The organism is Sphingomonas sp. SL1004 (assembly GCF_057815015.1).
On sequence record NZ_JBYMUX010000001.1, the window covers coordinates 234,784 to 249,953 of the forward strand.

Annotated in this window: 8 protein-coding genes; 5 read left to right on the forward strand and 3 right to left on the reverse strand. The window is 63.5% G+C overall.

Features of this window, described 5'->3' with window-relative positions; genetic code table 11:
* Window positions 1–324 precede the first annotated feature (324 nt).
* Window positions 325–1,233: a LysR family transcriptional regulator gene (locus tag AC3D24_RS01160; protein ID WP_489027439.1), complete on the reverse strand. Its 909-nt coding sequence runs from the start codon at window positions 1,231–1,233 to the stop codon at window positions 325–327.
* Between the two features lie 103 nt (window positions 1,234–1,336).
* Here AC3D24_RS01160 and AC3D24_RS01165 point away from each other — a divergent pair, with 103 nt between their 5' ends.
* Window positions 1,337–2,542, forward strand: coding sequence for an MFS transporter (locus tag AC3D24_RS01165; RefSeq protein ID WP_489027441.1), 1,206 nt, complete (start codon window positions 1,337–1,339; stop codon window positions 2,540–2,542).
* A 79-nt stretch (window positions 2,543–2,621) separates the two neighbouring features.
* Window positions 2,622–3,539 (forward strand): EthD domain-containing protein, encoded by a 918-nt coding sequence (locus tag AC3D24_RS01170; RefSeq protein WP_489027443.1) that lies wholly within the window; start codon window positions 2,622–2,624, stop codon window positions 3,537–3,539.
* 149 nt (window positions 3,540–3,688) lie between these two features.
* On the opposite strand, the gene AC3D24_RS01175 is transcribed toward AC3D24_RS01170, so the two are convergent.
* Together AC3D24_RS01175 and AC3D24_RS01180 are read right to left on the reverse strand one after the other, a co-directional pair.
* On the reverse strand, window positions 3,689–4,576 hold the full coding sequence (locus AC3D24_RS01175) for an oxygenase MpaB family protein (RefSeq protein WP_489027445.1): 888 nt from the start codon (window positions 4,574–4,576) through the stop codon (window positions 3,689–3,691).
* 207 nt (window positions 4,577–4,783) lie between these two features.
* Window positions 4,784–8,077 carry a glycoside hydrolase family 2 TIM barrel-domain containing protein gene (locus AC3D24_RS01180; RefSeq protein WP_489027447.1) on the reverse strand — a complete coding sequence of 1,098 codons (3,294 nt, stop codon included), beginning with the start codon at window positions 8,075–8,077 and terminating at the stop codon, window positions 4,784–4,786.
* A gap of 869 nt (window positions 8,078–8,946) precedes the next feature.
* Between AC3D24_RS01180 and AC3D24_RS01185 the strand changes: the two genes are divergently transcribed.
* Genes AC3D24_RS01185 through AC3D24_RS01195 form a run of 3 tightly spaced genes read left to right on the forward strand, consistent with a single transcriptional unit; the run spans window position 8,947 to window position 15,169 of the window.
* Complete coding sequence (locus AC3D24_RS01185) at window positions 8,947–12,045, forward strand: TonB-dependent receptor (RefSeq protein ID WP_489027449.1); 3,099 nt, start codon at window positions 8,947–8,949, stop codon at window positions 12,043–12,045.
* A gap of 56 nt (window positions 12,046–12,101) precedes the next feature.
* Entirely contained in the window at window positions 12,102–13,643 is a 1,542-nt protein-coding gene (locus tag AC3D24_RS01190) for a tryptophan halogenase family protein (RefSeq protein WP_489027451.1), read from the forward strand.
* Window positions 13,640–15,169, forward strand: a complete 1,530-nt coding sequence (locus AC3D24_RS01195) for a tryptophan halogenase family protein (protein ID WP_489027453.1) — start codon at window positions 13,640–13,642, stop codon at window positions 15,167–15,169. The genes AC3D24_RS01190 and AC3D24_RS01195 overlap by 4 nt, the downstream gene beginning before the upstream one ends.
* The last annotated feature ends 1 nt before the right edge of the window (window position 15,170 follow it).

Sequence of the window (15,170 nt, forward strand, 5' to 3'; positions counted from 1 at the left end):
CGGTACTGATTGCCTTTCCGGATAAGCAACGGCCGTGCCGCCCAGGCGACGCAAAACACATGATGGCAGCAGTCGCTTGCGCCGGACATTCCCTCTTCGAACGTTTGCATTCGCTTCGCATCGGACACCCCCGGGACGTGGCCTTCCTCCCGTAATAGGTCGCGCTCGACATTTCGTACCCGCTTTGCCTTCCTTGGGGATGCCAATGATTGGCTCTTCCGAAAACGGCTTTCGTTTTCAGACCGAGATACTAACCGGAGAGGGTAAACGCGACACGAGTCGTCACGGCCGTAGAGAACCTGCGGCGGGATACAGCCCGGCACGTCAATCGATCCGTAAGCCGTTGGTCAACATTTCGAGGGCGGCGTCGACCTTCGGCGTAAGCTGCCGGCTTTTCGGCCAGACCAGGTGCAAGGGCAAGCCGACCGTCGCCAGTTCGGGCAGGATCTCGACGAGATCACCGCGTTCGAGTTCGTTCTTGATCAGCCACGTCGCAAGCTGCGCGATCCCGAACCCCGCCCTGACCGCACCGACTTGCGCCTCGGCGCTCCCGAGCACGATGCGTGGCTCCATCGATCGCTCCTGCCTAACGCCCGCTTGATCGGCAAACCGCCAGTTGATCGTGCTGCCGTCGCTGCGACCGTAGAGGATGCAATCGAACCTGGCGAGATCGTCCACCGAATGCGGCGTTCCGCAGCGGTCGAGATAGGCGGGCGCCGCACAGAAAATGACGCGTTCGCTGCCAAGATAACGGTGGCCAAGATTGTCCGCCCAAGGTTCCGAAGCACCGATCCGAATTGCCACGTCGATGCTTTCTTCCACGATGTCGACCTTCCGGTCGGTGAAGGTGATGATAGGGCGCAGGGCAGGGTGGCGCTCGGCGAAGGTAAGCAGCAACGGCATTGCCTGCATCCGCCCGAACGCAATCGGCACGTCCACCTTCAGCCGCCCCATGATGTCCGACCGGTGTGACGCCAGCACCGCCTCCGCATCGGCGAGATCGCCCAGCACGCGGACGCAGGTTTCGTAAAACGCCGCGCCGGCATCGGTCAGCGTCAGCTTGCGGGTGGTGCGTTCGAACAGCCGGCTGCCGAGCCGTGTCTCCAGCCGCGCCACGCTCTTGCTGACTGCCGAATTGGTCAGGTTGAGCCGCAAACCCGCCGCAGTGAAGCTGCCGGCATCGGCTGCGCAAACGAAAGCTTCGATGCCCTTGAGGCGTTCGGACGGAGTCATGTGCGTGCCGATTCTGGAATATTTGTCCTGCTATACGCGAAAACATGCCGCACGACGTGGTTTTTTATCGCGCGTAGAGGCGTTGCGATACAGGAGTTTGCCAATGTCGTCCCCCGTCCGTCCCGTCACCGCCGCGCCGCCAGGCGCGCAGTCCGCGGGGCATGGCCTGGCCGTGTTGCTGCTGGCGATCTCCGCCTTCGTGATCGTCACGACCGAGTTCATCATCGTTGGACTGTTGCCGAGCCTGTCGCGCGATCTCGGCATCTCGATTGCCGTTGCCGGACAGCTGGTGACGTTGTTCGCGTTCACGGTCATGCTGGCAGGGCCGTTCCTGACTGCGATGCTCTCACACTTCGAGCGCAAGCGGTTGTTCGTCGTCATCCTCGTGATTTTCGCCGGGGCCAACGCACTTGCGGCGGCTGCACCCGACATCTGGGTATTGAGCCTCGCACGATTTCTGCCGGCGCTCGCGTTGCCGGTATTCTGGGGCACGGCCAGCGAGACCGCGGGCGAACTCGCCGGACCTGAAAAGGCTGGCAAGGCGGTCGCCAACGTCTATCTCGGCATTTCCGGTGCGATGGTGCTGGGCATCCCGCTTGGCACGCTCGCGTCGACCGCATTCGGCTGGCGGGGCACGTTCTGGGGCCTGTCCGGGCTGTCGCTGCTGATGGCGGTCCTGCTGCTCGTCGTGATGCCGACGCTTGCCCGGCCGGTACGGGTAAAGCTCGCGGAGCAGGCGCGGATCCTCAAGGACCCGTATTTCCTCGGCAACGTGGTGCTGTCGGTGATCGTGTTCACCGCGATGTTCACCGCCTACACCTATCTCGCCGACACGCTGGAGCAGATCGCGGATATCCCGGTGGGGCAGGTCGGCTGGTGGCTGATGGGCTTCGGCATCGTCGGGCTCGCCGGCAACTGGCTAGGCGGGCAGTTCGTCGGGCGGGGGCCGCTGAGAGTGACTGCGATCACCTCGCTGGTGCTGGCGGTGGGCATGGCGGCGACGACGCTGGTTGCCGGCTCGCACGTCTGGCTCGCAATTGCGCTGGCGGTCTGGGGCATTGCCAACACCGCGCTTTACCCGATCTGCCAGGTCCGCGTGATGCAGTCGGCGAGCCATGCACAGGCGCTGGCGGGCACGCTCAACGTATCGATGGCCAACGCGGGCATCGGCCTTGGCGCGATCATCGGTGGTTCAGTCATCCAGCATCTGGGGCTGGGCGCGGTCGGTTATGTCGCCGCGGCAATCGCGCTGCTCGCGGTGCTGATTACACCGGTGGTGAACCGGCTGCAGGCGCGGAGCATCGGCTGACGAACGCGTCGGCAATCTCGATCCCGCTGCTATTCGTGACCAACGTGCGTTTGTCCTCATCACTATCGGGAGCATAGTCATGCCCAAAGTTTCGATCACGACCGATTACGCAACTCGCGATGCCGGCATTGCGATCAACAGCTATACGACGGTGCTGCGCCGACCGCGCGTGCCCCATGACGTGTTCGCGGCCTACTGGCGTGACGTCCACGGGCCGCTGTGTTCGCGCATTCCAGGTCTCGGCTGGTACGTCCAGCACCATCTGAACCGCGAACAGGACGCGCATCTGTGGCCGTCGATCGACGGTATCGAACCATTCGAGAACTATGAACTCGACGGGGGTGTAGAGATCGGCTTCGCGTCGAAGGAGGATCAGGAGGCTTTCAACGCGGCGAGCCATATCCTGTTTGCGGACGAGCAGAACATGTTCGCAGCGACGGTTGCCTATGCCTTGCCGAACGGCTCGCGGACTTTAGTCGATCGTATCCCGGATCCGATCCCCAACGCCGACGACGGCTTCGATCGGATTCACGTTCACTTTGGTGCGGCTGGTAGCGATGCGAAAACATTCGGTGCGGTCATGACCGGCTTTGCCGAAACGCTTGCCGCCGATGACGCCGTGGTGAAGCTTCGCCTGCATCTGCCCGACCGGTACGACAATGCGGAGCCTGCACCGCCTGCGCCAAACGTGGATCATTGCGTACCGCCGGAACGTACGTTGATTGCCGTGATGGAACTCGCCTTCGAGACGCCGCTTACTCGGCGTGCGTTCCTGGAGTCCGACGCATTCATCGCGACGCACGCCCTGCAGAAACGCCATATTGCGTACGTGTCCGCGTTCGCGGTCAGTGGCGTCTACACCTACGTGCGCGACAAGCAACTGACGACGGCCGGGATGCGGGGCAGCCGCCAGGCGCAACTCATCGAGCGGCTCGGCGCCAACAATCAGATCGCAGCGGACGTCCGCCACCTGATGGCGACGGGGGCGGTTCGCTGATCGACGAGGAAATTCGGTAGAGTCGAGGCCGATCAATATCCTGCGCCAACCCTGCGGTCGCCTGTCGACGACTGTATCGGTACAGGCTCACCTACTTGAACGCTGGTTTCGACCACGGGCGGACAGTTTCGCGGGATGACCCCTCGCGACTAGTCCGAAAATGCCCAGCGAAGGGTTCTGGCCATTTGCCGGGTGCCGGATGTGACGATCGGCCGTGTAAGCGACGGCGATGCCTGCAACGCGTGCATATGTCGTGCCCATGCCGGAAGAAGATCGACAGCGGCCTGCATCACGAACCGCTGGATGGGTATCGCGAGAGCATTGGCTGGCGTCTGATGCAGCACAAGCCGGGCGACGTCCCGCGTTCGATTGTCTGCGCAGAGCTTCGGGCGCATCGCGCGCAGGAAGCACTCGGTTTCCAGGCGATCACGTGGGAGGGGATCCGCACCCAGCATGCTTCCGACATCGGCGAATGCGGCGAAATAGCTGTTTTGCTGTACCGGCGTGAGCCGCTGGTTGCCGTATCGCTGCCACGCGGCAAGGAAACACCATGCTTCGGAAACGTGAACCCAGGCGAGTAGAGACGGATCGTCGGCGCGGTACGATGTGCCGTCGGGGAGCGTGCCGGCAAGCCGTGCATGAATTGCACGGACACGCGCGATCGCTGCTTCGGCATCGGCCCGATCGCCATAAGTGGTGACGGCAATGAAACGCGCGGTGCGCCGTAGCCGACCGAGCATATCGGTCCTGAAGTTGGAATGATCCCAGACGCCGGCCAGGACTGCCGGATGCAACATCTGGAGCAGTAACGCCGCGACCCCGCCGACCATCATGCTGACAACGTCGCCGTGAACCCGCCAGATCATCGAATCCGGCAGGAACAGTGCGGTGCTGCTGCGGCCGACAGGCTGCTCGCCGCGCGCCTGATCGTTGAACAGCGTCCGAACGTGGTCGACGATACCGTTTTTCGCCTGATCCCGTAATGACGTCGAGGATTTTCCCATAGCGTTATCAACGCGCAAGGCGGCATTCGGCAACGGCACTTTTTCGCAAGGCGGGCAGGTCACGCCCTGGCAGACCGAAGGCGCGCTGGAAAAAAATGCCTATCATGCCATCATCATGTGCCTCACTCCTATCAGGGAGCAAGGCACTACCGGGCCCGTCGGGGGCGTTTCACAGTCCTGCGAATTCCTTCGGGATCCCGGCTATTTTACGCCCCCGACACAGATCCGCTGCGGGCTACGTCATTCTCCCGTTGTCGCCGTAGCGGCTTTGGCCAGATTGGGGCTCGTGCCCTCTCCAGCAAACGGGGTCAGGCGGAAGGTCACGGCGATCGGCGCAAGCGGGACGCGATAGGCGGCGAGCGGTTTGCCGAATTCGCTCCACTGCGTATCGCCGCCGACTCCCCATTGCGCGGCGTCGACCAGCAGCGTGACCTGTCCGTGCGGTATCACGTCGCTCGATTTCCAGCTGCCCGGCGTCTTGCGATCGAGATCCGCATAGGGAAATGCCAGCGCGTTCATCATCAACGGCCGGTCGCCCTCGACGCGGACGCCGCCAGCCGCACCCGAAATCTCCATCCAGCGCACGTCGACCTTGTTGCCGGTCTCCTGCGGTCGAATGTAATCGTGGTTCTGCGCGGCGATCGCGCCGCGCCACAGGCCGATCGGGGCCGAGGTCTTGCGGTCGACATAGCTCTCGTGCGGTCCGCGGCCGTACCATTCGACGGTCTTCATCTCGGTCGGCATCGCGAACGCCAGCCCGACGCGGAACGGCCCCGGCAGGTCCTGCTTGATCGGCGTGAAGCGACCCGCGACCCCAACGGATCCGTCCGCCGCCATCGTGTAGTGCGTCTCGAACGCCGCCGTACCCGCACCCAGATCGTACGCGACGACGATCCCACCGGTACCGCGATCGGCGGTGACCGAGCGGACCGTGCGTGCGTCGCTCATCGCCTTCCACATCGCCAGTTGCTTGTCGGTGCCGATGCCGATGTCGTTATCGGTCAGGGCCCGCCAGAAATGCGGTTGGCCACCACTCGCGAGCGTGCGACCGTCCTTGGTATAGCCGACCACCAGACCGGTCCTGCGATCGATCGTTAGCGAGGCACCCCCCGCGGTGAGCGTCATGCTGCCACCCGCCTGGCGCACCGCTACCGCGTTCGTGGGGGCGGTCGCCGCGGGGGCAGGAACGGGCGCCATCGCAAACTGCTCGAACCCGATCACCGTGCCGCCCGCCACGAGCGGCACCGAACGGTCCTTGGCGCGCACCGTCACGGTGACGAAATATTCGGCACCGGGACGCCGCTTCACCGCGGAAAGCGGCAGCGCGATCGTCTCCGCGGAGCGCGCCGCAGTGGTCAGGCCGGGCAGCTTGCCCGACGCGACCGCGACGCCGTTCTCCTCCACGGTCCAGTCCATGTCGAAGCCGGACAGGTCGCGGAAATCATGCCGGTTGCGCACCGTCATCTTGCCGCTCGCGGGATCGAAGCCGTCGAACTGGACCGGCGCATACACTTTGCGGAGTTCGTAGAAGGCGGGGTTAGGCGTGCGGTCGGACTGGAGCAGGCCATCGCCGAACTCGATATCGCCGCCCGGGTTGGGGCCGTATTCACCGCCGTCGCCCCAGTACCGCTTGCCGTCCTTGGTGTAGCGATACATCGACTGGTCGACCCAGTCCCACACGAACCCGCCCTGGAGCTTGTTCGGATGCGCGTAGATCGTGTCCCAATATTCCTTCAGGTCGCCGCCCGAATTGCCCATCATATGGCCATATTCGCACTGGATCATCGGCTGCTTGAAGGTCCAGTTGGTGGCGTAGTCTTCCATCTTGACCACCGGATCGTACATCGGTGCGTAGATGTCGGCATAGTAATTGGGACGATGGTCGCTGACACCCTCATAGGTGCCCCAGCCGAGATAGCTGATCAGGCGGTTCGGGTCGCGCGCCTTCGCAGCCGCGGCGGCGGCCTCGAAGTTCGGGCCGATGCCTGCCTCGTTGCCGAGCGACCAGAAGATGATCGACGGATGGTTCTTATCGCGCTCGACCATGTTGACGACGCGGCTGACATGCGCGTCCTTCCACGCCGGATCGAAGCCGACCTGGAACTTGGCGCGGCTCTCGGGGTGATTGTTGCCCTGCTCCATATAGGCGTGGCTCTCGATATCCGCCTCGTCCATCACGTACAGGCCATAGCGGTCGGCGAGTTCGTAAATGTACGGATCGTTCGGATAGTGCGAGGTGCGGAGCGCGTTGATGTTGGCGCCCTTCATTAGCCGGATGTCGCGCTCCATCGATTCGTGGCTGACGACGTGGAAGGTCTCGGGATCATGCTCGTGGCGATTGACGCCGCGGATCGTGATCGGCTTGCCGTTGACGCTGACCAGCCCGTTCTTGATCGCCACGGTGCGGAAGCCGATCGACTGCGCGGTCGACTGGATCAGCCGGCCCTTGGCGTCGGTCAGTTCGACGACCAACCGGTAGAGATTGGGCGTCTCGGCGGTCCACGGCTTCACGCCGGGCACGCGACCGGCGAGCTTGACGGTACGCTCGTCCTTGCCGGCGGCAACGGCGACGCGGCCTTCCAGAACCTGCCGTTCACCGTCCATCAGCACATAGCGCGCGGTACTGGCGAGACCCGGCGTCACCGCGAGATCGAGACCGAGCACGCCGTCGCGATAGTCGTCGGACAGCCCGGCGTGAACGAACGTGTCGCGCACGCGCGTCGGCGGCGCGGCCATCAGGAAGACCTCGCGCTCGATCCCCGACACGCGCCAGAAATCCTGATCCTCGAGATAGCTGCCGTCGGACCAGCGGTGGATCTGGATCGCGATCGTGTTCTTGCCCGGCTTCAGATAGCGCGTGACGTCGAACTCGCTCGGGAGCTTGGAATCTTCCGAATAGCCGACCGACTGGCCGTTCACCCAGACCTGATACGCAGAGCCCGCCGCGCCGATGTGAAGGATGACGTCCTGACCCTGCCAGCCCGGCGCGATCACGACGTCGCGGCGGTACGAACCGACCGGGTTGGTCGCATGGGGGATCAGCGGGCGATTGGCGGGGAAGGGGTAGGTGATGTTGTTGTAGCGCGGCTGGTCATAGCCCTCGGTCTGCCAGTCGGCGGGAACCTTGATGCTCTTCCATGCGGAAACGTCGTAGTCGGGGCGTTCGAACCCGGTCGGGACCGCGTCGGAACTCGGCGAGAACTGGAACTGCCAGGCGCCGTTGAGCGACATGAACCGCACCGATTTCGTGCGATCCCCGGCGATCGCCGCGGCGCGCGTCTCGAACGGAAAGCCTGTAGCGCGTGCCGGCATCTTGCCACGCGCGAATACCGCGGGGTTTTCCCAGTCGGGACGCGTCGGATCGACCTGGACCGGCTGGACCCGTGGTGGCTGAGCCCCGGGAAGTTCGGCAGGAAGTTCGGCGGGAACCCCGGCTGGAACCCCGGCTGGAACCTGTGCGCTGGCGGCACCGATGGCGACGAAATCACCGATCGCGACGATCGCGACCGCACCTAGGAAACCGAATTTTTTCATGCCGAGATCTGGTCCTTGTCAGCCGCTCGCACATCGAGCGTATACGGCGCGGGCGGGATCGTCACCGGATCCCGCCCGCGTTTTGGTATCAGAAGGAGAAGCGTACGCCTGCGTCGTAGCGTGGCCCGAAATTCTGGTACGTCAGCACCTGATTATCGAACCGCCCGGTGGTGATGTACTTCGCGTTGAACAGGTTGGTCCCCTCGAGAAAAACCTGCGCGAACGGCGTGACGTTGACCGCTACGCTGCCATCGAACTGGCCGTAAGTACGGACGAAGATCGGTTCGTTACCGGGGCCGCCCGCCCGACGTCAGGAATAACCCCTTCTTCCGCATATCCCGCTCCCTTTCGCTGCATGATCCGATATGGCCTGCAAACGATTGTTATCGTGGTATGACAATTGCGGTTCTCATGGCAAGCGAGGAAAGCTCCCCGTGCGGCGCCTTTCGAAGCCAGGCTTGCTCGATACGACAGTCGCCAAGGGTATGCCGAGGTTCCGAGGACCTTCTTATGAACAGTCGAGCCTTAGCCAGCATAGGGCAAAGTCACACGCGAAGTTAAGTCACGAATGTTGTCCTAATGGCAGTTGCTGGGCGTTGTATCGCGATCAGATCAGGCTCGGGTGACCCTTGGGAACTGGCTGCGGCGGCGGTTCGTCGAACGAGGTCGTGGGTCTGCAATTGGTAACGGTATAACCGCAACCGCGAGCAATCGCTTATGCCGCTAGAAGGCGACTAATATTACAAGACTCGACGATTTTCTAAAAAGCCCATTGCGGGACTTCAACAATCTTACTATCGAAATCGGTAGCGCTAACATAAGCGCAGCAACGGGATCCGCGAACTATGCGGACAGGGAGAGGGTTGGGGATGGCACGGATCGACCGGGGCGACGTCAGTCGGCTGAAGCTGAACTTGGTTTTACGAACAGGCGTTTCCTGCCTCGCACTCGGTGCGTCGGGCCTGGCTTCGCCAGCGCTGGCGGCAGGGCTGATACAGGCGGAAACGCTCGCGATATCCAAGGACGCCTCGCAGTCGGCAGCGCCTGATGCCGAGGCGGGCGCTCCCGCACAGGTCAGCGATCAGGCTCCGTCCGCGGACGCTGGCGACATCGTCGTTACCGGTCGCCGCGCCGCGCTCGAGGCAGCGGACGAACGCAAGAAGCGTAGCGAAACCATCATCGATTCGGTGGTTGCAGACGATGCCGGTAAACTGCCCGACAACTCGATCACCGAAGTTCTGCAGCGCGTTTCGGGCGTATCGATCGTGCGCTTCGCCGCGTTGGGCGACCCCGATCACTTCTCCGTACAGGGTTCGGGCGTACAGGTGCGCGGCCTGACGGGTGTCGCATCGCGCCTCAACGGTCGCGAGATCTTCAGCGCGAACAACGGTCGTGCGATCCTGTGGAGCGACGTCACGCCCGAACTGATGGCCGCGGTCGACGTCTATAAGGCATCGACCGCCGATCTGATCGAAGGTGGCACGGGCGGCCAGATCGATCTGCGGACGAAGATGCCGTTCGATTTCAACGGTAAGTTCCATGTCGCGGCGACCGGCGAGCTGAGCATGGGCGATCTGATCCAGAAGGCCGATCCGGCAGGTTCAGTCCTGGTGACCGACACCTTCAACACGCCGATCGGCAAGATCGGTATCCTCGCCGACGTTGCCTATAGCCAGTTCAGCTCGCTGTCGCAGTTCATCCGCACCGAACCCTATTACAAGACCCGCATCGGCGCGAACGACTATTACATCCCCGGTGGCTTCACCTATGGCGACGAGGCGTTCCAATATCAGCGCAAGGGCTTTTACGGCGCGGCGCAGTGGGCGCCGTCGGACTCGCTGACGTTCACCGGCAGCTTTTTCCAGTCGCGCTACAAGAGCGAGTCGAGTGATTACGGTGCGCAGGTCAGTTCGCAGACCCTCGCCGTCGATCCGGCCACGAGCACCTTCGACAGCTCGGGCGGGCTGTTGTCGACGACATCGCTGTTCAATCGCGATCCGGCAACCTTCCTGCCGAGCGCCAATCCGGTGACGAGTTCGGGCAACAAGGGGTTCGTCCGGAGCAACACGCGGACGAGCGATTATTCGCTGGCGTTCAACTGGGCACCCGAAGGCAGCCATTTGTCGGTGAAGGGCGCGCTGCAGCGGGTCGATTCCTCGCAGGTCTACGATCGTCTCGACGTGTTCCGCGAAATCGGTTTCGGCCAGAGCTTCGGCATGGACCTGACGGGCGATCTGCCGAAGATCACGGTTTCGCCCGCGACGCAGGCCTCGTTCGCGGACCCGTCCAACTATTTCTGGTCGGCGTCGATGCCGCACAACGAGCGGAACAAGGGGCGCCTGGATGCGGCCAACCTGGACGCCGAGTATAGTTTCGACGACAGCTTCCTGCGATCGATCAAGGTCGGTGGTCGTTATGCGAAGCGTACCGAGCGCGATCTTTCCAACGGGTATAACTGGTCGGCACTGGGTCGCGGCTGGAACGGCGATCCGCAGCTGACCTATGCCAACGCGGCGCCCGGCGACGTCGAATATCATGCGTTCAAGGATTTCTTCCGCGGCGACACGCCGTTGCCGGGCAGCCTGATGTTCGCGTCGAAGGACCTCGTGTCACAGCTCGATCGTGCGCAGTTGACGCAATCGCCGCCCGCGGGCTTCTGTCCTCCCGGGACTGAATATAATTGTTCGGCGTCGGGTCCGTTGCCGGTCACCGGCTATGGCGGCGCATCCGGCATCCGTGCGATCGGCTTCATCCTCCCGGGTGATCAGGTGAACAACGTCACGAAGACACAGGCTGGCTATGCCCTGGCACGGTTCGGACCGACCGAAGGGCGTGGCATTTCGGGCAATGTCGGTCTGCGGGTCGTGCATATCGAGAATGAAGGCAGCGGCTTCATCCAGCAGAACGCCAATACGTTCGTTCGCAATGGCCAGACCCTGACTCTTGGGCAGCAATTCATCGCGCGCGGCGGCGAAGCGGAGTTCACGCGGTTCCTGCCGTCGATAAACTTCGAATTCGCACCGTCCGACAGAACGAAGATCCGTGCGGGCTACAACATCACGATGGACTTGCCGACGTTCCAGGCATTGCGTGCGTCCGGATCGATCGGTGTCGCGACGACCAGCAATCCGGCGAGCACGCCGACCAACAACCTCCCGAACGTCTTCACCAACTTCACCGCCGACACGGGCAATCCGTTGCTCAAGCCGACGATGTCGAACAATTTCGACCTGTCGTTCGAGTATTACGCCAAGGCCGGCACCAGCTTCCATCTGGCGCCGTTCTACAAGCGGCTGACGAACCTGCCGATCTACTCGCTCACGCAGCGTCAGATCACGGTCGTGTATACCGATGGCACTACCGAGACGGCCAATGCGGCCGCGACCGATTATGTCAACGCGACCAAGGCCGCGACCGTCAAGGGCGTCGAAGTCGGTGGTCGCGCGTTCCTGGACTTCCTGCCGGGGGTGCTGAGCGGCTTCGGGGTCGAGGCGAACTACACGTTCATCGAAAGCAAGAACCCAGGCGATCTGTACCGGGACATCAACGGTGTCACCAAGAGCGATGCGCCGCTGATCGGCTTGTCGAAGCACAATGTGAACGCCACGCTGTTGTACGAACGCAAGGCGATATCGGCACGCATCGCCTATTCGTGGCGCTCGCGCTATCTGCAGACGACGAACAGCAACGGCACCAATCCGACCTACGGCTTCTACGGCGCACCCGCGGGGGCGGCGTCGCAGTCGATCCAGATCGCGCTGCCGGTGTACGGAGACTCGTACGGTACTTTGGATGCAGGAGTCCGCTTCAAGGTCACCGATCGATTCTCGTACGGGGTTCAGGCCACCAACCTGCTCAATGCGACGCAGCGTACGTTGATGGGCGGCTATCCCGACGGCAAGGTCTATGGGCGGAGCTGGTTCCAGAGTGACCGCCGGATCAACACTGGTATCTATCTGGCATTCTAGAGACGGCGCGTCCCCCGCTGGCATAGTGCCGGCGGGGACGCACTGGAAGGACGCCAATGACGAAACGCATTCTGATCGCGGGCGGTGGAACCGCGGGTTGGCTGACCGCCGCCTATCTGGCGAAGCGGCTCGGCGCAGACATGCCGGGCGGCGTATCGATCACGCTCATCGAATCGCAGGCGATCGGCGTGCTTGGCGTGGGGGAGGGCACCTTCCCGACGATCCGACGCACGCTGGCGACGATCGGCATCGACGAGGCCGAGCTCGTCCGCCGTTGCGGCGCGACCTTCAAGCAGGGTGCCAAGTTCACGCATTGGCGCAGCGCGCCCGGTGAGGGCGCATTCGATCATTACGCGCATCCGTTCCAGGAAGCGGATGCAAGCAGCGGTCTGGAGCTGTTGCCCTATTGGCTGCTCGGCCTCGGCGGATCCGAAAATTGGGACGACGTGTCCACGCCGCAAAAAATGGCGGCGGACGCGCACCGGGCGCCCAAGCTGCCATCGCATCCCGATTATGTCGCGCCGCTCAACTATGCGTTTCACTTCGATGCGATCGCGCTGGCCGGTCTGCTGAGCGAGCAGGGTGTGCGCAACGGCGTGCGTCACGTCGAGGATACCATTACCGAGGTGATGCTGGATGCCGATGGCGCGATCGGCGGCGTGCGGACCGAACGGAACGGCGTGCTCGACGCCGACCTCTATATCGACTGTACGGGTTTTCGCGCCGAGTTGATCGGTCGCGCGCTAGGCGTACCGTTTCGGTCGTGCCGCGACGTGCTGTTCTGCAACCGTGCGCTGGCGGCGCAACTGCCCTATGCGACGCCGACCGATCCGATCGCGTCCTATACGATGGCGACCGCGCAGACGGCCGGGTGGATGTGGGACATCGGCCTCACCCAAAGACGTGGTATCGGTCACGTCTATTCGTCCGACCACATGGACGACGACGCGGCCGAGGCGATCCTGCGCGGCTATATGGGGCCGCGCGGCGCCGACGTGAACGTGCGCCGCCTGAAGTTCGAAGGGGGCTTTCGAGAGGTCAACTGGCACAAGAACTGTGTTGCGATCGGCCTGTCGAGCGGCTTCTTCGAACCGCTCGAAGCGACCGGTATCGCCTTTGCCGAAGTCGCCGCCGGGATGGTCGCCAACCTGTTTCCGTGGGGCGGGGATTTCGAGACGTCGGCGCGGCAGTTCAATGACAACATGCTGAAGCGCTACGAACGCGCGCTCGACTTCATCAAGCTGCATTACTGCATTTCCGAGCGTCGCGATTCGGCGTTCTGGCGCGACAACGTCGCCGCATCGTCGATCCCCGACAGCCTGCACGAGCTGCTCGACCGGTGGCGTTTCCGGCCGCCCAACGAACTCGATATCGATCCGCGCGTCGACATCTTCACCCAGTCGAGCTGGCAATATGTCCTGTACGGCATGGGCTGGAAGACCGACCTATCGGCGCGCAGCGGCGCGCTCCGCTTCCACGACGACGCGAGCCAGATGTTCGCCGAAGTGAGGCGACAGGGGCACTATGCGGTCCAGCATCTGCCGTCTAACCGCGACCTTGTCACGTACGCTAAAACCCGCGGCTTCGGCGCCCGATGAGCGGCACGCAGGGACAAGCGATCCGCAAGGTCGTGATCGTCGGCGGCGGCACCGCGGGCTGGATGACCGCCGCCGCGGTGTCGCGTCTGGTCGGTCCCGACATGTCGGTGACCTTGGTCGAATCCGACGAGATCGGCACGGTCGGGGTGGGGGAGGCGACGATACCGTCGCTGCTCGACTTCAACCGCCTGCTCGGGATCGACGAGGACGCGTTCGTTCGCGCGACCAAGGCGACGTTCAAGCTGGGGATCTCATTCCGCGACTGGGCACGGCTCGGCGACAGCTATATCAACCCGTTCGGCGTGCACGGACGGGACGTGCAGGGCATCGCGTTCCACCAGCTTTGGCTGCGGCAGTCGAGTGGTGTCGGCGGCGCGCCCGATCCCGGCCCGATCCCCAACTATTGCCTGTCGGCGGTCGCCGCGCGGGAGGGACGGTTCACGCGCCCCGCCTCGAACCCCGCCGCCGTCCTGTCGACGCTGTCCTACGCCTTCCATTTCGATGCCGGACTCTACGCACGATTCCTCCGCGACTATGCCGCCGACCGCGGCGTCGTGCGCATCGAAGGCCGGGTGGTCGCGGTCGAGCAACATGCCGAGACCGGTTTCATCGAGGCGATTACGCTCGCCGACGGGCGGCGCGTGGACGGCGATCTGTTCGTCGATTGCAGCGGCTTCAGGTCGCTGCTGCTCGGCGAGACGCTGGGCGTCCCCTTCACGAGCTGGCAGCATTGGTTGCCCTGCGACCGCGCCTGGGCGGTGCCGAGCCGCCGCGCCGGTCCGGCTGTCCCATATACGCGGGCGACCGCGGGCACGGCTGGCTGGCGGTGGCGGATTCCGCTCCAGCACCGCGTCGGCAACGGTCACGTCTATTCGAGCCACCATCTGGACGACGACACGGCGTTGCAGGATCTGCTGGACGGGCTCGACAGCGAACCGATTGCCGAACCCCGGCAGTTGCGGTTCGTCGCCGGGCGACGCGAGCAGCTATGGGACAGGAACTGCATCGCGATCGGGCTGTCTGGCGGGTTTCTGGAGCCGCTGGAATCGACCAGCATCCACCTGATCCAGTTGGGGATCACGCGGCTGATGAGCCTGTTCCCGAACCGCGATTTCGATCCCGTCGAGATTGCCGAATACAACCGCCTGCTGCTCCGCGAATACGACCAGGTGCGCGATTTCATCATCCTGCATTATCACGCGACCAGCCGATCGGACTCGTCGTTCTGGGATCATTGCCGGACGATGGCGCTGCCGGCCTCGCTTATCGCCAAGCTCGATCTGTGGTCGGGCAAGGGACGACTGTTCCGTGAGGCGGGTGATTTGTTCACGCCCGATAGCTGGATCGCGGTTCTGCTGGGGCAGCGGGTGCGTCCCGTCGGAATCGATCCGCTCGCCGCGATGCTGCCGATCCGCGAAACCGCGGACTTCATGGCGCATCTGCGCGACGTGATCGCCAAGACCGCGGCCGCCATGCCGACCCACGAACAGTTCATCGCGCAGCATTGCGCCGCACCGGGACACTAGC

Coding starts and splice junctions, on each gene's coding strand:
- AC3D24_RS01165 (WP_489027441.1), top strand. CDS start 1,337: ATGTCGTCCCCCGTCCGTCCCGTCACCGCCGCGCCGCCAGGCGCGCAG.
- AC3D24_RS01190 (WP_489027451.1), top strand. CDS start 12,102: ATGACGAAACGCATTCTGATCGCGGGCGGTGGAACCGCGGGTTGGCTG.
- AC3D24_RS01180 (WP_489027447.1), bottom strand. CDS start 8,077: ATGAAAAAATTCGGTTTCCTAGGTGCGGTCGCGATCGTCGCGATCGGT.
- AC3D24_RS01195 (WP_489027453.1), top strand. CDS start 13,640: ATGAGCGGCACGCAGGGACAAGCGATCCGCAAGGTCGTGATCGTCGGC.
- AC3D24_RS01185 (WP_489027449.1), top strand. CDS start 8,947: ATGGCACGGATCGACCGGGGCGACGTCAGTCGGCTGAAGCTGAACTTG.
- AC3D24_RS01170 (WP_489027443.1), top strand. CDS start 2,622: ATGCCCAAAGTTTCGATCACGACCGATTACGCAACTCGCGATGCCGGC.
- AC3D24_RS01160 (WP_489027439.1), bottom strand. CDS start 1,233: ATGACTCCGTCCGAACGCCTCAAGGGCATCGAAGCTTTCGTTTGCGCA.